Source organism: Pedococcus sp. P2_E5 (assembly GCF_056403895.1).
The window spans coordinates 1-22,468 of the sequence record NZ_JBFUEP010000046.1; the positions used below are offsets into that span (position 1 = coordinate 1).

Annotated in this window: 17 protein-coding genes; 9 read left to right on the plus strand and 8 right to left on the minus strand. The window is 63.6% G+C overall.

What is annotated here, in order from left to right; translation table 11 throughout:
- The 4 genes from AC1DVZ_RS15255 to AC1DVZ_RS15270 all read left to right on the plus strand — a co-directional run.
- On the plus strand, positions 1-878 hold an 878-nt coding region (locus AC1DVZ_RS15255; RefSeq protein ID WP_477619056.1), incomplete at its 5' end, for a DUF3427 domain-containing protein.
- Positions 879-1,379: 501 nt separating this feature from the next.
- Positions 1,380-3,938, plus strand: coding sequence for an NACHT domain-containing protein (locus tag AC1DVZ_RS15260; RefSeq protein WP_477619057.1), 2,559 nt, complete (start codon positions 1,380-1,382; stop codon positions 3,936-3,938).
- A gap of 94 nt (positions 3,939-4,032) precedes the next feature.
- Positions 4,033-4,455 (plus strand): hypothetical protein, encoded by a 423-nt coding sequence (locus tag AC1DVZ_RS15265; RefSeq protein ID WP_477619058.1) that lies wholly within the window; start codon positions 4,033-4,035, stop codon positions 4,453-4,455.
- 228 nt (positions 4,456-4,683) lie between these two features.
- Positions 4,684-4,899, plus strand: a complete 216-nt coding sequence (locus AC1DVZ_RS15270) for a hypothetical protein (protein WP_477619059.1) — start codon at positions 4,684-4,686, stop codon at positions 4,897-4,899.
- A gap of 205 nt (positions 4,900-5,104) precedes the next feature.
- On the opposite strand, the gene AC1DVZ_RS15275 is transcribed toward AC1DVZ_RS15270, so the two are convergent.
- The 4 genes from AC1DVZ_RS15275 to AC1DVZ_RS15290 all read right to left on the minus strand — a co-directional run bounded on the left by AC1DVZ_RS15275 (position 5,105) and on the right by AC1DVZ_RS15290 (position 8,787).
- Positions 5,105-5,422 carry a hypothetical protein gene (locus AC1DVZ_RS15275; RefSeq protein ID WP_477619060.1) on the minus strand — a complete coding sequence of 106 codons (318 nt, stop codon included), beginning with the start codon at positions 5,420-5,422 and terminating at the stop codon, positions 5,105-5,107.
- 1,025 nt (positions 5,423-6,447) lie between these two features.
- Complete coding sequence (locus AC1DVZ_RS15280) at positions 6,448-7,107, minus strand: hypothetical protein (RefSeq protein ID WP_477619061.1); 660 nt, start codon at positions 7,105-7,107, stop codon at positions 6,448-6,450.
- A gap of 306 nt (positions 7,108-7,413) precedes the next feature.
- The gene (locus AC1DVZ_RS15285; protein WP_477619062.1) at positions 7,414-7,797 is read right to left on the minus strand and encodes a hypothetical protein; all 384 of its coding nucleotides are present in this window, start codon (positions 7,795-7,797) and stop codon (positions 7,414-7,416) included.
- Positions 7,798-8,091: 294 nt separating this feature from the next.
- Complete coding sequence (locus AC1DVZ_RS15290) at positions 8,092-8,787, minus strand: HNH endonuclease (protein ID WP_477619063.1); 696 nt, start codon at positions 8,785-8,787, stop codon at positions 8,092-8,094.
- 452 nt (positions 8,788-9,239) lie between these two features.
- Between AC1DVZ_RS15290 and AC1DVZ_RS15295 the strand changes: the two genes are divergently transcribed.
- The 3 genes from AC1DVZ_RS15295 to AC1DVZ_RS15305 all read left to right on the plus strand — a co-directional run bounded on the left by AC1DVZ_RS15295 (position 9,240) and on the right by AC1DVZ_RS15305 (position 13,462).
- Positions 9,240-10,484: an ATP-binding protein gene (locus tag AC1DVZ_RS15295; protein ID WP_477619064.1), complete on the plus strand. Its 1,245-nt coding sequence runs from the start codon at positions 9,240-9,242 to the stop codon at positions 10,482-10,484.
- Positions 10,481-11,914 carry a DUF6414 family protein gene (locus tag AC1DVZ_RS15300; RefSeq protein WP_477619065.1) on the plus strand — a complete coding sequence of 478 codons (1,434 nt, stop codon included), beginning with the start codon at positions 10,481-10,483 and terminating at the stop codon, positions 11,912-11,914. The genes AC1DVZ_RS15295 and AC1DVZ_RS15300 overlap by 4 nt, the downstream gene beginning before the upstream one ends.
- A gap of 108 nt (positions 11,915-12,022) precedes the next feature.
- On the plus strand, positions 12,023-13,462 hold the full coding sequence (locus AC1DVZ_RS15305) for an ApeA N-terminal domain 1-containing protein (RefSeq protein WP_477619066.1): 1,440 nt from the start codon (positions 12,023-12,025) through the stop codon (positions 13,460-13,462).
- 1,273 nt (positions 13,463-14,735) lie between these two features.
- Here AC1DVZ_RS15305 and AC1DVZ_RS15310 read toward each other — a convergent pair.
- The 4 genes from AC1DVZ_RS15310 to nrdR form a co-directional block, all read right to left on the minus strand.
- Entirely contained in the window at positions 14,736-15,425 is a 690-nt protein-coding gene (locus tag AC1DVZ_RS15310) for a hypothetical protein (protein WP_477619067.1), read from the minus strand.
- Between the two features lie 91 nt (positions 15,426-15,516).
- Complete coding sequence (locus AC1DVZ_RS15315; RefSeq protein ID WP_477619068.1) at positions 15,517-16,383, minus strand: NERD domain-containing protein; 867 nt, start codon at positions 16,381-16,383, stop codon at positions 15,517-15,519.
- A gap of 305 nt (positions 16,384-16,688) precedes the next feature.
- Entirely contained in the window at positions 16,689-19,625 is a 2,937-nt protein-coding gene (locus AC1DVZ_RS15320) for a vitamin B12-dependent ribonucleotide reductase (protein WP_477619069.1), read from the minus strand.
- 174 nt (positions 19,626-19,799) lie between these two features.
- Positions 19,800-20,312: a transcriptional regulator NrdR gene (gene nrdR / locus AC1DVZ_RS15325; protein ID WP_477615318.1), complete on the minus strand. Its 513-nt coding sequence runs from the start codon at positions 20,310-20,312 to the stop codon at positions 19,800-19,802.
- Between the two features lie 420 nt (positions 20,313-20,732).
- Between nrdR and AC1DVZ_RS15330 the strand changes: the two genes are divergently transcribed.
- Together AC1DVZ_RS15330 and AC1DVZ_RS15335 are read left to right on the plus strand one after the other, a co-directional pair.
- A complete protein-coding gene (locus tag AC1DVZ_RS15330) occupies positions 20,733-21,326 on the plus strand; it encodes a GNAT family N-acetyltransferase (RefSeq protein ID WP_477619070.1) in 594 nt (197 codons plus the stop codon).
- A 124-nt stretch (positions 21,327-21,450) separates the two neighbouring features.
- On the plus strand, positions 21,451-22,284 hold the full coding sequence (locus AC1DVZ_RS15335) for a hypothetical protein (protein ID WP_477619071.1): 834 nt from the start codon (positions 21,451-21,453) through the stop codon (positions 22,282-22,284).
- Positions 22,285-22,468 lie beyond the last annotated feature (184 nt).

Sequence of the window (22,468 nt, forward strand, 5' to 3'; positions counted from 1 at the left end):
GCGTTGAGCTGTCCGACGTGCTGCGCGGTGACAGGTCATGGGCGCGGCTGCGGCGCGAGGCCGGGCTTTCGGTCGCCGAGGGTGGCAACCTGGAAGTGGCACTCCTCAAACGTGTTCGAGCATTTGCGCACGTCGACGACCCGGACCGCGCTGCCGCCTACCTTCGGTGGCTGGCAGACGACGCTCCGCAGTACGACAGCGCCGACGTGACTCTCCAAGGCTTTGGGCGGATGCTGTTCTTCTCGCTGTGGCCCGACGGTGGCGGCTTCGAGTCGTACTCCGCAGGGCTGGCGGCTTTGAGTTCGGAACCCGCGGTACGAGGCGACCTGCGCGAGGTCATTGCGCTCGGCCTCGCCAACGCCGAGCGCATAAGCCTGCGTCCGGGAGGGGAACTCGGCCTCCGCCCGCTGCGCGTTCATGCTCGGTACACCCGAGAGGAACTCGTCGCCGCGCTCGACTACGTTTCAATCGACGGTCGCAAGCCGAACAGTTTCCGCGAGGGCGTCCTGTTCGCGCCCGCCGCCAACGCCGACGCGTTTCTTGTGACGCTTCACAAATCTGAAGCCGACTACTCCCCAACGACGATGTACCAGGACTACGCCCTGAGTCCCGAGCTGTTCCACTGGGAGTCGCAGTCGGGCACCACCGTCGCGTCCAAGACTGGCCAGCGCTACCTGAACCACCGTTGGGACGGCAGTCACGTCTTACTGCTCACGCGGCCCACCAAGGTGACAGAGTTCGGCCCCGGTGCTCCCTACCTCTTCCTAGGCGAGGCTGACTACGTCGAACACCGCGGCGAACGGCCAATAGGCATCACTTGGCGCCTCCGCACACCCATGCCCGCTGCCGACTTCTCGGTCGCCAGCGTCATCGCTTGATTCGCGACCTCACGTTTCAGGGCCTACGCCAAGTTTGCATTCCCAGAACCGACCGTCAGCAGGGCCAATTTGTCCAGATCAGCCCCCACGTAGCCGCTGCCTACCGCCCAGATAGGGCGTGCTCGAGGTCCCCATCAGCGGAGCCGGCCAGCGCCCTTCACAATGGGCTCAATGCACCGAGGTGGCTAATTGGGGACGAGCCGTTCCGGCGGTCGTTCGGCCGTGCACCACTGCCGCTCTGAGATCGCCGTTGCTCCGGTCGGGGCTCGTGCCGAGCTTGAGACAAGGCTCGAACGGCGCGTGGTCGAGATTGCATTCGGACCGGGCTTCGCGGCACCCCCGAGGAATGGTTCGGTGGCGCGGTGCAAAGGCGTGCCCACAGAACGCGCCATCGAAATGGAGGTTTGGCCCCTTCATTCCGCAGCGGTAGGGCAGCATGGGCGCGTGTGGGAATTCCTTCTTAGCGTGGCCGCTAACGGGCTTGGCGGAGTGGCAAGCAACGTGGCTCTGGCCAAGATGCGTAGCAAGGACCCGCGCCTCCTTGCCCCGCTAGCGCCCTTGGATCTTTCCGAGGAGCAGAAGCAAGGCATTTTTCGCAGACTCCTCGCGCTCGATGTAGAGGACGCTGAGCTGGACGCGCTTGAGAAGTTCTTCGAGGGACCTGAAGGTTTGACATTGGCTCGGTTCGTCGCGGTTGAAACCCTAGCAAGACGGGATCTGGGTTCTTCTTCTTTGATGATTGGGCACGCGCAGTCGCTCCTCAACCTCTCTCCCTTTACGCGCTCGATCGACGCGCCACGATTTGCCGATCCTTTGGTCGATGGCCTTCGACGCGCCGCTGACACGTCGTTCCGACGCCTTGCGTCGATTGATCGCGAGAGCGCCTCGCACCTAAGCGCCGTTGCGGTGCGTGAGTACCGTTCTCTGGCGCGTGATGCAGCGAACGCTTCGGACGCCACTGCGGCGCTCGCACAATTCGATCCGACGAGACTTCTTGGGTTGCTGAGCGAATACGCAGGCGCGCTCGAAGCGAAGTATCAGTTCCTCAGTGTCCCAAGCCTCCACGAGGAGCGTCGCCTTCCCTTCGATTCTCTCTACGTTCACCCGAAGACGCGCGTCCATCTGCTGGCGCCGGGCGAAGAGTCCCGCGAATACGATCTTTCGAACGCCTTGGCCCAATCTTCCAGGTTGATCGTCTTGGGTCAGCCGGGTGGCGGCAAATCCACGATCCTCGGAGCCACGGTCAGGCGACTCGCAGCCGCGTTCTTGGCCGACGTTCGCGGCCCAGTGCCCCTCGTGGTCTCGCTTGCTGGCTACAGCAAGGCCAAGGACCTCCGGAAGAGCCTTGGCATCCTTGAGTACCTGGCGGAACGGATTACTGCACACTTCGCGGTTCAAATAGATGACTCTGGAATTCGCTACCTACTAGCCAGCGGGAAGGCAACGGTTTTCTATGACGGTCTAGACGAGGTTCTACAGGTCCATGATCGCGCAGGCGTGCGAGATGACATCGAGATGTTGGCAGAGCGCTTTCCGGGCGCCTCGCATATCGTGTCCTCCAGAAGCATCGGCTACGCAGAGGCGCCGTTGAATCACACGCGCTTCGCGCAGGTTGACGTCTTGCCGTTCGACGTGGAACAGATCTCGGACTTCGCGGAAAAGTTCTTTCCTACCTCGAGGATTGAATCTGACGATACCGACGAAGTCGCCTTGGTCACGGGATTTATGCATGAGACGGACAGAACTGAGAGCCTCAGAACTAACCCACTGATGCTGGGATTGCTTTGCCTGTTGTATCAGTCGGGTAGGACCATCCCCGGGAACCGTGCAGAGCTCTACCGGGTGTGTGCCGAGATGCTCTTCTCAAGATGGGACGCGCGGCGAGGCTTGACCGTCCCGATGGAAAACGCGGACACGGCCGAGGGGGCTGTGATGGCGATTGCACATGACATTTTCTACGAAGGCTTAGACGAAGTATCTGAGGGCTGGCTCCGTGACAAGTTGTGCGAGTTCTTCGCCTCCGAACGAGGTTCAAGCCGCGCCGCCGCCGACAGGTTCGCAACGGAAGTCATCGCCGTTTGGCGCGGAAGGCGCTGGCTCTTGGTGGATGCCGGGATGCGTGACGGGGAACACCATTTGCGGTTTTCGCACCGGACGATGCTCGAGTACTTCGCAGCGCAACAGGCATCATATATTTCTGATTTCGGAACAGACCTATGGCGCCAAATCTCTCCATATGTGGGCGAACGGGCCGGGCTCGTACATTGTCAATTGGCGGTCGAACTATTTTCCAAGAAATCCAAGGGCAATGGAGAAGACATCCTGCATGTTCTCGCAGTTGAGTTGCGTGGACTTACGGGTCGAGCCAAGTGGAATCTTGCATCATTCCTGGCAGAGGTACTGCCCTCGGTAAGGGCCAAAGCGGATGTCCGACGAGACTCCATCCGCTTGGTGGCCGGTGTCGTTGTCGACCTCGTCCCGTTACACGATATATTTCCATTGCTGGAGGATAGTGAAGTAGGGGTGTTCGAATTCTCCTCGGCCGAGGACCGAGCGGAAGATGCGACGTCTCCAGACCTGGCATACGCGCAAGTGACCGTTCCTCTTGAGACGATGCTCGCCGGATCTGGTACTCAGTTCGGCGCCGTCTCGGAAGTCGTCCAAGAGTATCTTCTTGAGCGGCTACGCGCTGGGGCCACGCCCGTGGAAGCTGCCCGCGCAGCAAAATTGTGCATTGAGTTGCAGTCATTTCCATATCTCCGGGACTGGGTCCGGCTCAGTCCTGAAAAGTTGTCTGTATTTGAGGGATGGGCCCTAGCGGCCCGAGCCTCATTGATTGCAGATCGAGCCAGCGTCGCGCGGATCAGCGGGATTGATTTCTGGCTTGACGTCTATCTGTCTAGGCTCGGCCTTCTTACACTTTCCACGCTGCATGCGAGGCATGGTATCGGGGCCCTCATCTGCGGAGGGTGGGGCAATGGCGTATCGGTGGTGGAGGCTCGCGTGGGGTCGCCGCTCCACTATTGGTTTGAAGTCTGCGTTGCCGGCATAGCCGGGTGACGCTAGACCCGCGCACGCGGATATACGTGGTCTGAATGAGGTCCTAAGGGATATTGCCAACGGCCCCGTAGACGAAGAGGCATACGACGAAGAGATGTTCATGGAGCGGAGCACTCCTTGTAGGGGCGACTGGGAACCGTCGCTCTTCCGGGCTTCCACTCAATCGCGGTCCTGCATTCTCGTGCTGGGCTTGGCGCTCGTGCGGTTGGGTGGACTGGACTTCTTCGCCAACGCCTCGACCGGCGCTATGAGTGGCCACGCTCGCACGCTCGCTACAGCCCTCATCTATGGGTTTGAATCGCCGCTCGATGACCAGACGGAGAAGGTGGCCGAGGACGATGACACGTGGTGGGAGGCGCGCGATCGCGCGGCTGAACTATTCGAGGCTGAGCTGGCGAGGTTCACCGGGGGCGACGTAGGGCTTGTAGATCTGGTGGAGCGCGTTTCTTCCGAAGAACGGATCGCACGATTGACCAGGACACGGCGGCTCGAAGCCGGCGGGGTCGAAACGCCCTAACGCCGCGCTGTTATTGGCCCCAAGGCCGGCGCCGTCCGTCCCGGGGTTGCGCCAACGGCGAGTCCGGTGACCCGCGTCCTTCCGCCGCGATGCGGCGTCCCAGGGCCGGAGCATCCGGACGATCCGTGTGCTCGTCTAGAGGGATTGCGGCATGCTGACGGGGATTTCGTCTAGCGCACGTGGCCCGCTAGCGCACGGTTTCCTTGTGACGACAAGTAACTTGCTGACATGACTATGTCTCCTGATGAGTTCGAGCGCCTTCAGTACACGCGTGTTTCAGCGATGGGATACGACTTGGTGGAAACTGGCAACGACAACTACCCATATCGCGTGGAGAAGCAGGGCACGATCGTTCGCGACAAGCTGCGCAGCATTCAGGACGTAACAGTCTGGGTCGACTATCGAGAAGACGACGAGGCTTCTTCTCGAGCGCAGTCCGATTGATCTTGGATGCGCGCATTCGCCGATGCTGTAACGCTCGCAGTCGATCGCACGCACGCACGAGCGTCGCGCGACGACCAATGGTTGGGCGAGGGTGCCGGCGGATATGGCAGTGCAACATTCCGCCGCCTGACGGGGCCCATTCATCTGCCCTCCTGCGCTGCCGAAGCGGGCGCAGCTAGCGGGTGGCGAGGCCAAATGGGTGGAGTCAGCTCCAGAATTGGTTCAGCTTGGCTCGCTGCGCAGCCCACTCCGGCGGCAAGCTCTTGCCCATTGCCTCTACGTTTTGCGCACTGTCTAGGTGGGCTGGATCTAGGGCGATCATCGAACCAACGAAGACGGCGTAAGTCATCCCCGAGGCGGCGAGTTTTGGAAGATAGTGGGCAGACGCGCGCCGTCCAACCTCTGGGTGCGACCACCCGTTGTAGAGGAGCGGCGCAAATGCCTGAAGCATCTCGCGCTGCTCCGGCGTGCGGCTATCGGAAGTCGGCTGCATGGTGGCCAGGTTCAGGGCGCCAGTCGCCATAGCCCAACCCTCCAACGGAAAGGTGGGAAGTTCGGTCGCGACCAAGCATCGTCCCGCTGCCGTCCGCATGGCCGTAGCCAGTAGACGAACATCTGCCTGTGGAGCGAAGGTAGCGCCCGGGCCCACGGGGGAGCGATATGTGGCAACGACTCCCCGTCGCGCGAGTTGCCCTACAACGCCAGCCTCTTCTGTGTATCCGCGCGCGTTCGAAGTCCCCTGCACAACAATCCGAGCGCCAATCCGCTCGCCCTGGGAAATCAGCCAGCCGCCCGCCCGTTTGTCGCGGTCGATGAGCCAGTCAGGCGCGCCGTCCAACCACGGCGCCCATGCTGTGGTCTGCGGGGGAGCGATCGTGCGCATGTGCTTACCCTTCGGTTCAGCGTCTTTTGACGTGTCCAAACTAATCTCGGCGACCGACAGTCACTGGGCGCCCATTGGGCGCATGTTGGGCAGCGGCCACTTCGCTGCGGACCCATGCGCGACTGGTGGGAGCGGGAGTTCGCGGCATGCTGGACCGAATTGGAGAGCTTCACTGCGTCTTACCGCCGCGAAGCGGCCCGCGAACTGGCTCCAGGCCGTTCATAGACCCGCCCGCTCGGCAGCAGCGGCACTCCGTCGAGTCAGTGGTCGAACACGTCGACGAACTCTGGGCACCATCGAGATGCCATAGCGGTGCCGGCCTGAAACGCTTCCAACTCAGGTCGGTGCTGTCCTTAATGACAAGGACCGCAAATTCGCGCTCTTCTGGCTTCATGCCCTTCAGGTCGACGCACAGTCCTTGCGCGACTTTGTCTAACTGCTCGTGAGACATGCCCGCGAACTTCCCGATACTCATTGCTCGGTATTACTGGTCCGCACTCATCGAGGCGGGGTTGGTATCGCCGCCCCGCATGCAGCTGTACCCATCAATGCCCCCACCGTCGCGATGGCCCTCATGGCTCTCCCAATAAGCGCATCTAATCGGCGGATCACATCGATAACCACGCATCGGTGAGTCTGGGTCAGGTTCGGATCACTTCGCCGCATCAGGTCCATTTTCGAGGAGTCCCCGGCGGGGTAAGGGTGCTGAACTGGGACGACTGGTCGACCTTGCGCTCCTGGCGTTTGGACTCCTCACCGAGGAACTCGAAGTCGTCGTCCAGCTCCCCCGCCCAGCTCACGCGCCTCACTCGCAGCTCGGTGCCGTCGATCGAGTAGTTGACTGCCACAAGGAGACCTGCGACGTATCGCCGGGGAACCCAAGTCGATGGCGACCAAAAGTGTCGATCGTCGCCCCGGTACAAGAGCTGCGGAGGAGCCTTCGTCGTTGCCCACAGCAGCTCCTCGCCAGGACCCTCGGCCTCCAACCGGCGTTCAATCCCTCCCTTCGTGGCCCGGTAGTACTGCTCCAGTTCGACCCCGTGAATCCAGACGTTGGCGCCTCTATTGCGCACGGAGACACCTAGGTTGAGCATCTGCCGCTCGGGCATCTGTTCGTGGGTCCTCTCCGAGGTGACGAAGCGGTAGCGCGGCGCTACTTCGAAGTCGATCTCTAGGTTGGCCATGGCCGCATTCGCTGCCCGAGCCGCGTGCTCTGCCGCCTCCTTGGACGCATTCGCGGCCGCAGCTGAGGAAGAGGCGATGCGCCACGTCAACCACGCATAGAGGGCCGTGACGATGACCAATGCCAACGTGAGCCAGAACATGAGGTTGAGCCTAGGGAAAAGCGTGGCGAAGTAGGCCGCATCCGACAGAACACGGGGCGAGCGAGGTCTAGTTTCCGGCGTGATCGCCTCCCGCTTTCCGGACTCCTAGCCCGACGCGCGGGGCCGATGTCGCGAGTGCTCACCCCAGCCTCAACCGCCGATCAGTGGGCCTGTCCGCGCGACACCGCGAATCGAACAGGCTGGCCTTGGCCAAGCTCGGTCAGGCAACTCCTGAAACACACCACCCACCCGGCCTTGCCACTGGACGGTTCGGGCGTTCATCGGCGCGTCGGATGAGATGCCTGATCAAGGCGTCCGATCCAAAATGGACTGGCCTTCGACGGACCCGTCGGTTGCAACGATCCACCTGTCGCCGCGCCGGGTGGTCCAGCGCCCCGCGAGCAGCTCCTCAGCCGCATCGCCGATCTCCGCGTCGTCGAAGTACTCAAGGCGTACCTGGGAGGCATGCAGTTGGCTGAAGCAGATCACCACTTGCGCCCCGGATATGTCAGTGCCTGCTTTGTCGACACAGGAGAGACCTGCTCGATCCTCCATGTAACTCGCGAGATCCGTGGCGCTCCGGATATCGCCCGGCGATGCACATGCCGTCGTTGCGCCGCACAACATGACCGCAGAAGTGAGTGTCAGGATCGCGGACCGAATCGATGGTTTGACGAATCTTGCAGCCAAGAACTTTCCCCTCATCGTTCTGGATGACTTCGATGAGACAGTGGCACGCAACTCCACGCAGCATCAACGATTGGGGGGTCGAAGCTCCATGTTCGGCCGAACAGACGAGCCCGTTCCGGGACGCCGAGCGAGACGGACAGATCCGAACGCGGCCGCACGGGAGCGCTGGTGGGTGCGTCTTTCCGCCGCCTGCGGGTCTCCAGCTAGAAGCGCGGCAGCGAGAGCAAGTTGTTGTTCCGCTGACCGATGTTGGCAGAGTCGGCGAGGTGGTACACCCACGGGACCATCAGCAAGCTAGCGGGGATCCAGATTCTCTATGACATGAGCGGGAAAGCGCGTGGCGAAACGCGCGTGTGCGGCCGCCCTAACGCTCCGGTCCGCCATGCTGTCTCCGAGCACCCAATTGCACCATCGATGTGCTGCCCTCAGGTTGCTCAGCTCGTCGTTGCCGCCGAGAGAGACGGGCAGGATGTGGTCCACCTGGGGATAGAGGTCATCCACGACAGACGCGTCCCTATCTAGGGGCAGTCGGCAGATCTGGCAGACCCAGGCGTCCCTCTCGAGGATGAGGATCCGGTTGCGAAGGTACGTCGAGGACGCAGAACGCTTCTTGACGTTGCGACTGGTTCGTGACGGTGCGTGGTTCAGGTCGAGGAGCTCCCCACGGTCCCGCCGGCAGGCCTTGCATCGACAGCCCTGCCGTGCCTCTCCTACCTCGCGATCCAGCGCTGCGCGCAGGCAAACTCGATGCGTCGGCTCGAAGTGACTGTGCACCTCCCAGTACTGCTCTGGGGTGAGCGCTGTCCTGGAGTCCGAGTGAAGGGCCTGAATCCTGGAACTGCACGAGAAGCAATATGGTTCGCTGCTCCGCAGGGCAGCACTCATCAGACCGCAGATATCGCAGCAGTAAACGACACTCCGTCTATGGCTTCGGAATTCGATTCCGCACCCTCTGCACGTCACCGCCCGCAACTCGGCCCCGCTAAGCATGGCTCAACGGTATCTGCCGATGGCCCTCTTGGGGGCTCTTCCGCTGGGCTCCCTGAGGACCCCGTGTTCGTGGCCGTGCCGTCCATTCGCCGGGCAAAGGTAAAGGTTCGGGAGATGCGATGGGGTCGTTCAGGCGGAACAACGTCACACGGACACAGTTTGGTGGAGCGCATCGCCACCAGGACTTCGGCAGGATCGGCAGCCCCAGTTGGCAGCCAACTGCAGAGTCAACTGGAGCAGCATGAAGGAGGAATCAAGGGTTCAGTGGAAGCCGGAGTCATCGCTGACGAGTCTGCGAACACACGGCGGAAGCCGTGTCTTTCGCCGCGTCAGCTCGCCAAGAAGGACACGGGCACTCTCGGCTGGCCAAGGTCGAAGGCTCAGGCCTCGACGTGGACCGTTACTGCCCGGCTTCCCGGCGGTTGTCGGAATCCGCAGCTAGCCTTCTCGGCGTGAGCGTCACGGGCAATGATGTGGACCTGAGCTATGGGTCGATTCTGCGAGTGCGGCGCGTTGATGAGGAGGCAGATCAAGTCTGGTTCGACCGTCGCGACGGCGCCTCCGGATGGTTTCGCCGCTCGCTGGTCGATGACGTTGAAGAGGGCCAGATTCTATACGTTCCCAACGACGTCGACGGTGACAACCCAATCGTATTGATGTCCGACGAGGACTGGCTGACGCGCGGCGGAGACGTTGCAACTGTGAGTCTGATCAGTGAAGACGGAACGACGGCTGTGCTCGAAGTAAACGGCCGCCACCAGACGTTCGCTCAGCGGGCGATCAGCCCTTTCGTTAGAGGTCAGACGGTGGTTGTCGATGTGGACGGAAGACCGGGACCCGTCCTCAGTAGCAAGCCCATCGACCGGTTCGGTCGAGCGGATGAGGAACTAGACCCCGCAGGCTTTGTCATCGACCCCGGTGATGTCACGCTCGCCGACTTCGGTGGATCGCGGGCCCTGGTCGAGCGTGCGCTGGAGCTTGCCCGCGTCGCGCTCGACCCTCAGCAACGTTTACAGAGGATTGGCGTTAATCCTGTCAAAGGCATTCTGTTCAGTGGTCCATCTGGGACGGGCAAGACGCACTTAGCCCGCGTCCTGAGCAAGGAACTGGGCACTCGCTTTTACCTGGTCGATGGGCCGGAAATCATCAACAAATGGGTGGGTGAGAGCGAGCAGCGTTTGCGTTCTCTGTTCCGGCATGCCGAGGAGCACGCTCCAGCCATCATCTTCTTCGACGAACTAGACAGCATCGTGGCCAGTCGAGGAGATGATGTCCCTGAATACGCCAGCCGCTTCGTGGGTCAGTTTTTGACCGCCCTTGATGGGTTCGAGGCCAGCCAGGGCGTCCTTGTGATCGCCTCAACCAACCTGCCGGGCGCACTGGACACCGCACTGCTTCGACCCGGACGCCTCACGTTCAAGCTCGAGTTCGACGGCCACCCCAGCCCTGAAGACCGGCTGAAGATTCTGAAAGCATCGGCCCGCGGAGTGCACGGTGCCGAGTTTGCCGACTGGCGAGTCCTAGTCGAAGCCACGGAGGGTTGGAGCGCGGCTGAACTGGCAATGATCTGGACGGAGGCTGGTGTTTTGGCGGTTGTCGACGAACGAGATGAACTCTGTCTCGAAGACGTCTCTGCCGGGCTTGTGCGCGCCACTCGCAACCGAGACGTCTCGCAGCGACAAGGGGGACGCAAATGACCCTTCGCGCCATCTCTGTAGCGCCCTTCCTCGCAGTTCGGCGTCTCTGGCGGCGGCGACGTCGGACCCAAGAGTGGAAACAAAGGCGTCGTGAGTTTGTCTACCTCGACGAGACCAGCGTTCTCAGCCTGATAGCTGCTCGGCACGGCTCGGTGCCAGAGTCATTCAAGGACACTTGGAGTGCCGGTAGGTCGTCAGAGGCGGGCACTTCACTCTCGCTCCCGTCGACGCCGGCATCGCCTGGAGGAGGCATGTCAACACGGTCGACGTCGTCTCAGACCGCGTCGCAGGAGGTCGTGCGCCGTGCCGTTGTCCAGGGGACCTTCCGCAGCCTCAGGATCGACGACACGGACCTGAGGGTTTCAGTCGAAGACCAGCCCCACCGTCCCAGGCCAGCAGCAGTTCACACTGCAAAGGCATTGGCGAACCACCTTCCCAAACTCGAAAGACAACACCGCGCCGCCCGCACCCAGGATCTTCTTCGTGGGGACGTCATCGAAGTCCAGGTCGAACTCAGCCCAGAGCGGAGCTACGAGTTCACGGCAGTTGTCTCGTCCATGATCGACCTTGTTGGGGAGCGCGCCGAGATGTTCGGAATGAACGAGAGCGTTGTGGGAGAGGTCCGGCAGGTGCACGAACTGCTGTCTCGCCTGCTCGTCGACTTGGTGCCCATACAAGCTCGGGTAACAAGTCACCGCCTAGTAACCGTCGACAACATTTCATGGCTTGTCGACGAGTCGATGATCGCGGCCGGCAGCGCGCTTGACCGCGAAGCGAACGAGGTGCATCTCGCTGGGGTGACGGAGTTGCCGCTGTACTGGAAAGACGTCCGCCGCGTCCTTTTTGCCGGCTCGGCGTACTCGATCTACGCACGGCTCTCCCGGCCCGGGATCCAAACATCATGGTCACCGGTAAAGCTTGCCGACGTATTCGATCGCTTTCTGCCTGAGGTTGGCGATCAGATTCGAGAGCTCCCCTACCTGTTCGACCATGCCCGAAGTATTGACGACCGGGTCGTAGCGTTGCCGGTTTCCGAGGTGTTCCGTGATAACGGGCTGGTGCCGTTCGGCCGTGACCTCGCGAGACTAGCGTCCAAGAACATCTCAGAGGGAGAGTTGCTGGAGGCTGCCACAAGGGCTGCGGAAGCCGTAACCACACCCGAGGAACTAGAAGACGCCGGGATCGTTCGGGGAGCCTTCGAAGAAGTCGTGCAGATAGTGCAGGCTTCCCCATCGCCCAGCGAGACAACCGGCACGACCGAGCCGAGCCGGATCGACCGTCAGCTGGTGCGGACCCTGCGTGAGATGCACCAGACGGTCGCTCGACTAACATTCCTCAACGCGTTGGCTGCCACGGCAGAACCCGAGAGGAACCAGAAGGCCGCTACTGCGAACCTCCTCGAGGCCGAGGTGGTTGCCATCTACTGGTAGTGACCTCGGCTGGAAAACATTCGCGTTTGGTCGCCGTTCCCGGCCCCCATCAGCGCGGTATCCAGTCATCATCGGGTCCTGAGCAGTTCTTTGGCGATTGGGGGGGACATGTCGACAGGCACGAGGGATGAGCCACGGCCGGCTAAGTGGTGGCTGCCAGACCAGCACGACGAGGGGGTTCCTGGTCTCTATTGGATAGACGAGAACGGGGCGGCCCACGCGACCCTGCACGGGCAAATGAAGGCCGCAATTAGGCCGTGGCGCTCTGCTCCGGTGCCGCTGCTCCACGGCAATGTCATGGGCATGATGGTCACGTTGTGTGATTCGCGACCTATCGCAGGAACGATGCCCATGGTTGGCGACGTGATGCGAACGGAACTTGCGGCCGGAGTAGCCCTCGAGGGGTTCGGGCTAAGCGAGGAAGAACTTCAGTACGACCGGGCCGTGTTTTCGATTCGGGGTCTGGCTGAATGGGCGGACTGGACGACGTGGCACGATCTCGACGAGGCCGACTTCGCGAAGCCGCCCCGTGTGGAGCACCTCGGCGAACAGAGGAGGAAGATCCAGTGCCCGGGTGCCTCCCTGTCACTCGTTGACGACGGGACCTGGTCAGAGAAGTACGGAACGTGGACGTTCACCTCGGGATGCCGGTTCGAACTTGACCTTGACGAGCCCCTGACGCTCGATGACCTCGACTATCGATGGCTGCGACCGCTGCAACTACTGGTCACCACTGCGACCGGAGCGACTGCCCCAATCGTGCACCTTTCCGTCGCCAACACGGGATGGCAGTTCGACGAATCCGAGAGCGCGCAGCGGAGGCCCTACCGCAGAGCCCGGGTGCGCTTTCGCAGCGGTGCGGCGCAGAGCACTTCGCGATTGTCTTCCCTTATATGCCGCCATCTCCTCTCGGACTTCAACGACGGGCAGCTCGCTGGCTTCTTCGAATCCGCTGACCACCATCGCTATGCCTTAGAGCGGTACTCGGACGCGAGTGCGGAGATGGCGGGATCGAGAGAGACCCTCTTCCTGAACGCAGTCCAAGCCGTCGAGGCTCTCGATACCGGCCTTCATGAGGACACCCCTGCGCCGTGGCAAGAAGCGGCCGTCGCCGTCATCAACGCCGCCACAGCTGAAGCAGGGATCAATTCCCAGCGTCGAAGGGCGGCGCGTCGTGGGGCGGAGCAGGCTCATGTCCCTTCGCTGTCTACGAGGTTGCGTCGAGCCGACGCCGAGTTGGGAGGCTCAGTGACCGAGCTTGCTGAACGTGGTTGGGCGCAAGATGTGGAACTTCTCCGCAACGCGGTGACGCACGGTCGCACAGGCTCGGTGCTGCGGAAGAGCAGCAGTGCGCTGGTCGTCGGGACCGAGATCGCCATGTTGCTCTTTGACCTGCGTTGGCTGATGGTGATGGGCTTCGATGCCGAAGACGCGAACCGCATCATCAAGCGCCGAACCAACCAGTGGTCAGATGTGGCATTGATCAGGGATCACGCCGACCGGCTTCACGAGGGCGCCGAGGCGTTGAGGGCTCTCAGATCGACGTAGCCGAAGTAGAGAGCTGAACGGCTCCCCGGCGGGGATGTCCCACGCGCCTGGGGTATTGCTCGAACAACTGCGTCTTACCGCCGCCTAGCGGGCTTTGTCAGGGAAGTCCGTACGCTCGTGGCACTGGATCGGGATGGCCAGGGGGAAGGTCAATGCAACCGAATCACGTCCTTGTCCGGCTCCGATGCAACCCAAGCCGCCGGGAGTGACCTTCTGCGTTCGAGTAAACCGCCGTGTTCCTGATGAGCTGCACGCCGTCTGGCCGTGGCAGCGCATCCCGCTGCGCGGACCTACGTCGTCGACCTCAACGTCGCTGGCCATCCCGAGGCGAACCTCCAAGGCGCAAAGACGGACATCCGCTCCAGAGCGGCAAGTGGATCATCACCGCGATCCACCGACCCTCACGTTGTCAGGCTGCCGGAGGCAGTTGCTGCCGCGGATATTCGCCAGAGCGCGCACGTTCTCGATGAGGAGAACGCTTGGCATGGCGGACCCTCGGCAACGAGGCCCTGATGAGCAGCGCGATGTGCTTCTCCGGATCCGGGGTGTTCCTCTTGTGTAGCCACATCGAGTAACCGATGGCGACTACGAAGAAGAGGAGCGGGATGAGCGCCAGAGACGCGCTCACAATTGCCAGCTTCGTAGACCAGTCCACTAGCCACCTCCTCCCAAGAAAAGTTCACTCACGGACGTGCATGGGTATCTGTAGATATTCTCCCACGTTCAAGTGACAGACCCGCGGGTGCAACGGGACACAAGACTGGGCTTCATCGCTATGCAGGAAGACTGGGGATAACGTTGCCCCGTCCGGCGAGTTACGCTGCGACACATAACGATTCGCGCATTCCGTCGATGCCAGGGCTTGGGGATCGTTTGTGCATAACGGCGGGTCGTCCTGTGGACAATGTGTGGAATAGTTGTTAGCAGTGGGGGAAACTGGTGGGAAAGTGAGCACAAGTTTCGGCGCGTCGCGGCAGGTCGTCCAGGAGAAACCCGGCCTCGATGAGGTCGGCGGCGTGCTTGTAGTGGACGTCTGCTTGCTCCGTGTTGACGATGTCGCCCTTGTCGGCCAGGGACTTTGTCTCACTAGCGCTGTGCGCCTCCGTCGACGAGAGAGACTGAGGAAGGCTGACCCCTCAGGACCCTGAAGTGGGACATCCGTGTCGCTGCCGTCTGAATCGTTCGGAGTGCGTCTAACGGCCGCGTCGGCGTGGGTACCAGGTCAAGCGAGACGCACTCTTTGGTGCCCAGCGGGTCCAGCCGTTTGCCGCACCTACGCCTGATAGTCCCCATATGACTCGAGGTTGGACTGGTACTCGGACCACATCTCCTGAAGCCACTGCTCGTACGCGTCCAAGTAGGTCATCAGACCGCCATCCAGCATTGCTGCAGCTGCGCGGAGTTGGGTGATGGCGTTATCGAGGTCAAGCAGGGTGGGCGTGGGACGAACAGGTTCCCAAGTCGCCGAGTTCCCACTGCCCACCCGCGTGCTGGCATATCTGAAGGCCATCCCCTTGGCGTCTAGGTCATGCAGGTACTGCAAGACCTCTGCCGTCTCGCTTGGCATCCTTCCTGCACCCGAATCGGCGAGGCCGCTGAGCAACGTGTTAAGCAACGTGACTAGCCGGGCAATCGAGTGCGTAGTTCCAAGCAGGCCCTCGAGGTCCGCCGACCGAGTGTCCTGGCCGTACCCAAGCACCTGGCCGAAAGCGATGACTTGCGCAGTCTTCTCACAGCCCGCTTTCAGCATGAGTTCAATGGAGTGTCGGTACGCCTGAATGATCGGTAGCGCCAGGTTGTCGACTCCCGCGGAGTCGCTGTTACGCCACGCGTCCGCGAGCGTGTCGGCGGCCGCAAGAAAGGCCTGACCTAGCGCCTCGGCCGATTCAAGATGCCCTCCCACCCAGACTTGCGCGCCACGGGGAACTGCGCCCTCGCGCCCGAACAACTCCCGCTTTCCCATCCCCGCAGTCTCACATCCCTAGGTGGCGTGGCCTGCGCCAAGGTGGGGCGAGCCCACGTCATACCGCCGCACTAGTTGTGTGCCGCGGCAATTAGCCGCCGTGTGTGACGGCCTCAGCAGCGAGCAAGGCGATGGTGGGCAAGCCGATGCCGATGGCCCAGCTCCATGCTGCCCATCTCCACCTCGGTGAGCGAAGGAGTGGCACAACTGGGGCAAGAGCAAGCCCAGTGATGATGGCCGTCGTCGCGGCGGACTGGGTCCAAGAGATGAGTTGCCCGAAGGCTGTGAGACCAAGCGCTACCAGTCCGACAATGAGGCCAAGCCGTGCAGCCCACTCTGCGGCGGACATCGGCACGGGATACCTCTCGCGCTCTAGTGGATCTCGCCGACCGACGTGGTCCTCCAGAGCGGACCAACCCCTGGCGACCTGATCAGCTGCCAGGGCGGTCGATGTCAGGGACGCTGTCCAGTCAGCAAGGGCCGGGCCCGTTATGACTGTGACGCCATCGATGAGGCGGACACGGTCCGCGGGCGCCCAACCAGACAGCCCCGCACCCCAGAGGACCAAGAGGGGCTCGGACGCGATTCCGAGCGACTTGAATTCATGCCACCGTGAGAGGTCCCGGGCATTCTCGCGAGCCTGGGCGATGCCATCTGCAATCCGATCGCGGCCGTACGCCGACGCCCAGGAGCTGCTCCACTTTGTCTCGACTGCGTACGCACCACCCGGGCCGAGCAGGACATGATCAATGTCCTCCCGCTTCAAGGCCACATGGTTCACCAAGCGCCATCCCCGACGCGTGAGCCTTCGCAGTGCGTCGGCCGTCCACTGTTCGGCCTCGGCCCCCATCATCACCGGCATGGTGCCGGTCATCTGCGTAGTCAGGATCCAGAGCGCCCCAGGAAGGGCAACGACTCCCCCGCCAATGACGACGCCCGAGATGAAGTCGTTGGGCATGCTCCAGGCAGCCGCGACGCAGACAGCGGTTCCAAAAACGCCAAACGCACTGAACAATCGCCAGTTTGCCCGGAGGAAGGCCCGCTGTTGGGTCCGCGCTTTGCTGCGAGCAAACAAGCCCGAGCGCGCGTTGCCTGCGAGTTCCCTTTGACGGCGCTTGCTCGTCACTCCCCCGTCCGTCCGCACTCAGGCAGTCTCCACGACTACCCAAAGATTGTGGCGGCGAATCGGTCAGCATCAACCGGACGGACGACGGTGGGCCCGGAGCGAGATCGCTCCAGGCCCACCGTTGTTCGTTGGCTAGGTCAGCTGCAGCCGCTGGTGCTTCCGCAGCCTTCGCAGACGTAGCAGGAGCCGGCGGGGCGCATCTTGGTGCCGCAGGTCATGCACATCGGGGCGTCGGCGGAGATGCCCTGGAACTTCTCCAGGAGCTCGGCGGACGAGTGGACGTCGACCGAGACCTCACGGGCTGAGGCTGCACCGGCACCGGACTTCACTGTGTCGGCGTCGAGTGCCTTGCCCTCGACCGTGGGGGTCGAGGATGCGGCGGCGACGGCCGGCTTGGTGACCGGAGCGGACTGGCTGAAGTTCTCCAGCTCGTCCTCGAGCTCCTCGTCCGACTCGTCGGCCTCGATGTCCTGGTAGGACCCGGTCTCGAGCTGGCGAGCGCGCTCGGAGGCCGTGTGGATGCCCATGAACGAACGGGTGTCGAAGTCCATGTGGTCCAGCGCCAGGCGGCGGAACACGTAGTCCATGATCGACTGCGCCATCCGCACGTCGGGGTCGTCCGTCAGACCAGCAGGCTCGAACCGCAGGTTGGTGAACTTCTCGACGAAGGTCTCCAGCGGCACGCCGTACTGCAGGCCGATCGACACAGCGATCGAGAACGCGTCCATCACGCCGGCCAGGGTCGAGCCCTGCTTGCCGAACTTGAGGAAGATCTCGCCCAGGTCGCCCGACTCGTAGGTGCCGGCCGTGAGGTAACCCTCGGCGCCACCCACGGCGAACGACGTGGTCTGCGAGGTCCGGCGCTTGGGCAGACGCTTGCGCACGGGGCGGTACTCGACGACCCGCTCGATCTTGGCCTCGGCCGCAGCCGTCACCTTGTCAGCGGCAGCGTCCTTGGCGGTCGAGCCACCATCGGACAGCGGCTGGCCGACCTTGCAGTTGTCGCGGTAGACCGCGATCGCCTTGAGGCCGAGCTTCCAGCCCTGCATGTGGACGTCCTCGATCTCCTCGACCGTGGCGTTCTCAGGCAGGTTGACCGTCTTGGAGATCGCGCCGGACAGGAACGGCTGGACGGCCGCCATCATCCGCACGTGGCCCATGGCCTCGATCGAGCGCGCACCCATGGCGGTGTCGAAGATCTCGTAGTGCTCGGTCTTGAGGCCGGGAGCGTCGATGACGTGCCCCTTGTCGGCGATGTACTCGACGATCGCCTCGATGGTCTCGCCGGTGTAGCCCAGCTTCTTGAGCGCACGCGGGATGGTCAGGTTGACGATCTGCATCGACCCGCCACCGACGAGCTTCTTGAACTTCACCAGCGAGAAGTCGGGCTCGATGCCGGTGGTGTCGCAGTCCATCATGAAGCCGATGGTGCCGGTCGGGGCGAGCACCGACGCCTGGGCGTTGCGGTAGCCGTTCTTCTCGCCGACCTTGACCACGTCGTCCCACGCCTTGCTCGCAGCGCGGTGGATCGCGGTGTCCATCGTGTCGAGCGGACGGATCGCGTCGTTGGCGCTCTGGTGCTTGCGCATCACGCGCTTGTGCGCGTCCGCGTTCCGGGCGTACCCGGCATACGCACCGACGACGCCCGCCATCTCGGCGGAGCGCTTGTAGGCGGCACCGGTGAGCAGCGAGGTGATGGCCGCAGCCAGCGAACGCCCACCCTCGGAGTCGTAGCCGTGGCCGGTCGCCATCAGCAGCGCGCCGAGGTTGGCGTAGCCGATGCCCAGCTGGCGGTAGTCACGCGTGGTGTCGCCGATCGCCTCGGTCGGGAAGTCCGCGAAGCAGATCGAGATGTCCATCGCCGTGATGACGAGCTCGGCGACCTGCTGGAACTTCTTGGCGTCGAACGTGTCGTCGTCCTTGAGGAACTTGAGCAGGTTGAGCGAAGCCAGGTTGCACGAGGAGTTGTCGAGCGACATGTACTCCGAGCACGGGTTGGACGCGGTGATCCGGCCGGTCTCGGGGTTGGTGTGCCAGTCGTTGATGACGTCGTCGTACTGGATGCCCGGGTCGGCGCACTCCCACGCGGCCTCGGCCATCTTGCGGAACAGGTCACGGGCGTCGACGGTCTCGATGACCTCGCCGGTGCCACGGGCGCGCAGCCCGAACTCGGTGCCGTCCTCGACCGCCTTCATGAACTCGTCGCTGACGCGGACCGAGTTGTTGGCGTTCTGGTACTGGACACTCACGATGTCCTTGCCGCCGAGGTCCATGTCGAAGCCGGCGTCACGCAGCGCGCGGATCTTGTCCTCCTCGCGCGCCTTGGTCTGGACGAACTCCATGATGTCGGGGTGGTCGACGTCGAGCACGACCATCTTGGCCGCACGACGGGTCGCGCCACCGGACTTGATCGTCCCCGCGGACGCGTCGGCGCCACGCATGAAGGAGACCGGGCCGGAAGCCGTGCCACCCGAGCTCAGCAGCTCCTTGGACGAACGGATCCGCGACAGGTTGAGGCCGGCGCCGGAGCCGCCCTTGAAGATGAAGCCCTCTTCCTTGTACCAGTTGAGGATCGAGTCCATCGAGTCGTCAACGGCGAGGATGAAGCAGGCGGAGACCTGCTGCGGGCTCGCGGTGCCGACGTTGAACCACACCGGGGAGTTGAAGCTGAACACCTGGTGCAGCAGCGCGTAGGTCAGCTCGTGCTCGAAGATCTCGGCGTCCTCGGCGGAGGAGAAGTAGCCGTGGTCCTTGCCCGCCTTGACGTAGGTCAGCACGACGCGGTCGATGAGCTGCTTGAGCCCCGTCTCACGCTTGTCGGTGCCGAGCGCGCCGCGGAAGTACTTGGTGGTGACGATCGTGGAGGCGTTGACCGACCAGAAGTCGGGGAACTCGACCCCGCGCTGCTCGAAGATCGTCTCGCCGGTCTTCCAGTTCTGCTGGACGACGTCGCGCTTCTCCCACGTCACCTCGTCGTACGGGTGCACACCAGGGGTGGTGTAGATCCGCTCAACCTTCACACCCTTGCCCGCGCTCTTGCGAGCGCCTGCGCGTGTGTTTGCGGTTTCAGTCATTCTCGTGGCCTCCCTAGCCCCTGGTAATGCTTTCAGTTGATTGTCTCGTGCGGCACTGACAGTGCCGCGATGCTCAGTGGTGAATCTGCTCGGTGGTGCGTCGCCTGTGGCCGTGCTTCGCGTCTGGTTTCTCGTCGTGCCTGGCCGTGCGGGAAAGGCGGGTATGCCGCGGGCCTAGCCCGGCGGCATACCCGCCTGGGTCTGTGGTCGCGACCGCGGCTCCGGTTCGGTGCCGGTCGCGTCGCGCTCTGCGCGCAGCAGGGTGATCGCACCCTCGAAGTCCTCGAGGCTGTCGAACGCCTGGTAGACGCTGGCGAACCGCAGGTAGGCGACCTCGTCGAGCTCGCGCAGCGGTCCGAGGATCGCCAGGCCCACCTCGTGGGCCTCGACCTCGGCCTGCCCCTGCTGGCGGATGCACTCCTCGACACGCTGGGCCAGGATCGCGAGGTCGTCCTCGGTGACCGGGCGGCCCTGACAGGCCTTGCGGACGCCGACGAGGACCTTGCTGCGGCTGAACGGCTCGTTGGCGCCGGAGCGCTTGGTGACCGTCAGGCTCGCCGTCTCGATGGTGGTGAAGCGACGACCGCACTCGGGGCACTGGCGACGCCGGCGGATCGAGCTGCCGTCGTCGGTGGTGCGCGAGTCCATCACGCGGGAGTCGGTGTGCCTGCAGAACGGGCAGTGCATGGCGGTCTCCTCCCGGTGTGGCTGAATGGAACGGCTGGTGCGGATTCTGGTGCGGATTGTGGTGCGGATCCGGCCCCGCCCTGTGGACGGAACTGGGGACTCGCTGGGGACAACGTGTGGACAACCCGCCCCAGCCTGTGCACTACATGTGGACGAACTACAGCGGTGTAACCACTAGATGTAGGGATAGTGTGCCCCCCTGTGACCTAGGACGCAAGCCGTTCCCCGAAACTTGTGTCGAAGTGTGCATCGCCGCAGGTCAGAGGCTTGTGGCGGCGCGGCGCGACACGCCGAAACTGGTGCTGGTGTGACTGATGTGACGTCAGAGGCGCCCAGATGTGGGGTGTGTCCCGAATCCGCGCCCCCACATGTGGTGTGCGGGCGATCAGGATGTCCGAGGGTGGTGGTTGAGTGGGTTCCATGGCCGAGGAGTGGCAGACGCATCCGGTGACGCCCGACCGGTTCGAGGACTTCGCCGACGTCGTCAACAAGAACCGGCGCGCCACCCACTGCTGGTGCCTGTCCCACCGCCTCCAGGCCAAGGAGATCGAGGAGCTCGGCGGCACGGGGACGGGCGCCCGCGAGCGCGCCATGCGGAGCCTGTGCGAGCGCGAGCACCCGCCGGGAGTCGTCACCTACCTCGACGGCGAGCCGGTCGGCTGGTGCAACATCGGCCCGCGCTCGGAGATCACCCGCCTCGCCAAGTCCGCCCTCATGCGTCCCGTCGACGACCTGCCCGTGTGGAGCATCGTCTGCGTCGTGGTGCGTTCGGGCTTTCGCCGGCGCGGCGTGACCGAGCACCTCATCGAGGGTGCAGTGGCGTATGCCGCGGCGAACGGCGCGCCCGCCGTCGAGGCCCACCCGGTCGATCCAGGCGACGAGCGGATGGACCTCACCATGGCGTTCGTCGGGACGCGCGGCATGTTCGAGAAGGCCGGGTTCGCGGTCGTCGGAACCACCGACGCGGTCGCCAGCAAGCTGCCTCGCTTGATCATGCGCCGCACCCTCAGCTGAGCAGCGCGCTCCACCGAGCCCCGCCCTCGCCTGGCCCACGCGCTCGACCGAGCCACGCGCCATACGCGGCACCTTCATGCAAACGGACGATGTCGTCCGCAAAGGCACGGAGGATCGTCGGAGCATGGCCACGATTCCCCAGGACGACTGGCGGCGCCGGCCCGGCATCTTCTTCGCCGTCAACGTGATCTCGATGTCGGCGCTGCTCATAGCAGTGCTGATCTACTCCAAGAACCCGGAGCCGAGCCGGCTGTACTGGTCGTTCTCGTTCCAGTCCGTGGTGCCCTTGTGGGTGCCGTGGGCGGGGGCGCTGGGCGGGGCGACGATCAGCCTGGTCGGGATCGTCAAGCACGCCCACAACTGGGACCCCGACTACTACCTGTGGCACCTGGCCCGTCCGCTGCTCGGGGGCGTGTGCGGCACCATCGGCGTGTTGATCGTGGTGCTGCTCATCAAGAGCGTGACCGCCTCCCCCACCACGCCCGCCACCGACGGGTCGGCAGCCGCGGTCCCGGTGGCCTACGACGGCCCGGGCATCGCCATCCTGGCCGTGATCGCGTTCGTCATCGGCTTCCGGGAGGAGACCTTCCGGCACCTCATCGAACGTGTGGCCGACGTCATCCTCGGTCCGGGCGCGGCCACGACCAAGGACATCGTGGCCTTCGTGCCGCGCACCCTCGAGCTGACCACGACGGGCACCAACCCGGTGGGCAGCACCGTGCACCTGTTCAACGGCAGCAAGGACGCCCTCGGCATCGCGGCGGGCTCCCTTGTGGTGGAGCCGTCGACGGCCGGGTTCGTGGCCCAGCTCGAGACCGAGGGCGCCATCGCCCCCGGCGACGCGGTCTCCGTGACCGTGACCTGGACGCCGGTCGGTCCCGGCACCGCGACGGCCAAGCTCACCGCACAGCTAGGCGGGTATGCCGCAGACGTCCAGCTGCGGGGCGTCAGCACCTGAGCGGGGCCGGCTACCCAGCCCGCGCACCGTGGTTCTCAGCGCGTCAGGCACCTTGACGCCACGTCAAGCTGCCTGACGTGGGCCAACAGCACCCGTGTCACTCCCTTGGCGGACTCCCGCTCAGCCCGCGCCCGCCGACCACCGCACCGAAGTTGGCCATCGCCTCGTCGCGTGAACTCATCGG

Excerpts from the sequence above, each read along its gene's own strand:
- AC1DVZ_RS15265 (WP_477619058.1), top strand. The coding sequence starts at position 4,033 with ATGTTCATGGAGCGGAGCACTCCTTGTAGGGGCGACTGGGAACCGTCG.
- AC1DVZ_RS15270 (WP_477619059.1), top strand. The coding sequence starts at position 4,684 with ATGACTATGTCTCCTGATGAGTTCGAGCGCCTTCAGTACACGCGTGTT.
- AC1DVZ_RS15275 (WP_477619060.1), bottom strand. The coding sequence starts at position 5,422 with ATGGCGACTGGCGCCCTGAACCTGGCCACCATGCAGCCGACTTCCGAT.
- AC1DVZ_RS15280 (WP_477619061.1), bottom strand. The coding sequence starts at position 7,107 with ATGTTCTGGCTCACGTTGGCATTGGTCATCGTCACGGCCCTCTATGCG.
- AC1DVZ_RS15290 (WP_477619063.1), bottom strand. The coding sequence starts at position 8,787 with ATGCTTAGCGGGGCCGAGTTGCGGGCGGTGACGTGCAGAGGGTGCGGA.
- AC1DVZ_RS15300 (WP_477619065.1), top strand. The coding sequence starts at position 10,481 with ATGACCCTTCGCGCCATCTCTGTAGCGCCCTTCCTCGCAGTTCGGCGT.
- AC1DVZ_RS15305 (WP_477619066.1), top strand. The coding sequence starts at position 12,023 with ATGTCGACAGGCACGAGGGATGAGCCACGGCCGGCTAAGTGGTGGCTG.
- AC1DVZ_RS15310 (WP_477619067.1), bottom strand. The coding sequence starts at position 15,425 with ATGGGAAAGCGGGAGTTGTTCGGGCGCGAGGGCGCAGTTCCCCGTGGC.
- AC1DVZ_RS15315 (WP_477619068.1), bottom strand. The coding sequence starts at position 16,383 with ATGCCCAACGACTTCATCTCGGGCGTCGTCATTGGCGGGGGAGTCGTT.
- AC1DVZ_RS15320 (WP_477619069.1), bottom strand. The coding sequence starts at position 19,625 with ATGACTGAAACCGCAAACACACGCGCAGGCGCTCGCAAGAGCGCGGGC.
- nrdR (WP_477615318.1), bottom strand. The coding sequence starts at position 20,312 with ATGCACTGCCCGTTCTGCAGGCACACCGACTCCCGCGTGATGGACTCG.
- AC1DVZ_RS15330 (WP_477619070.1), top strand. The coding sequence starts at position 20,733 with ATGGCCGAGGAGTGGCAGACGCATCCGGTGACGCCCGACCGGTTCGAG.
- AC1DVZ_RS15335 (WP_477619071.1), top strand. The coding sequence starts at position 21,451 with ATGGCCACGATTCCCCAGGACGACTGGCGGCGCCGGCCCGGCATCTTC.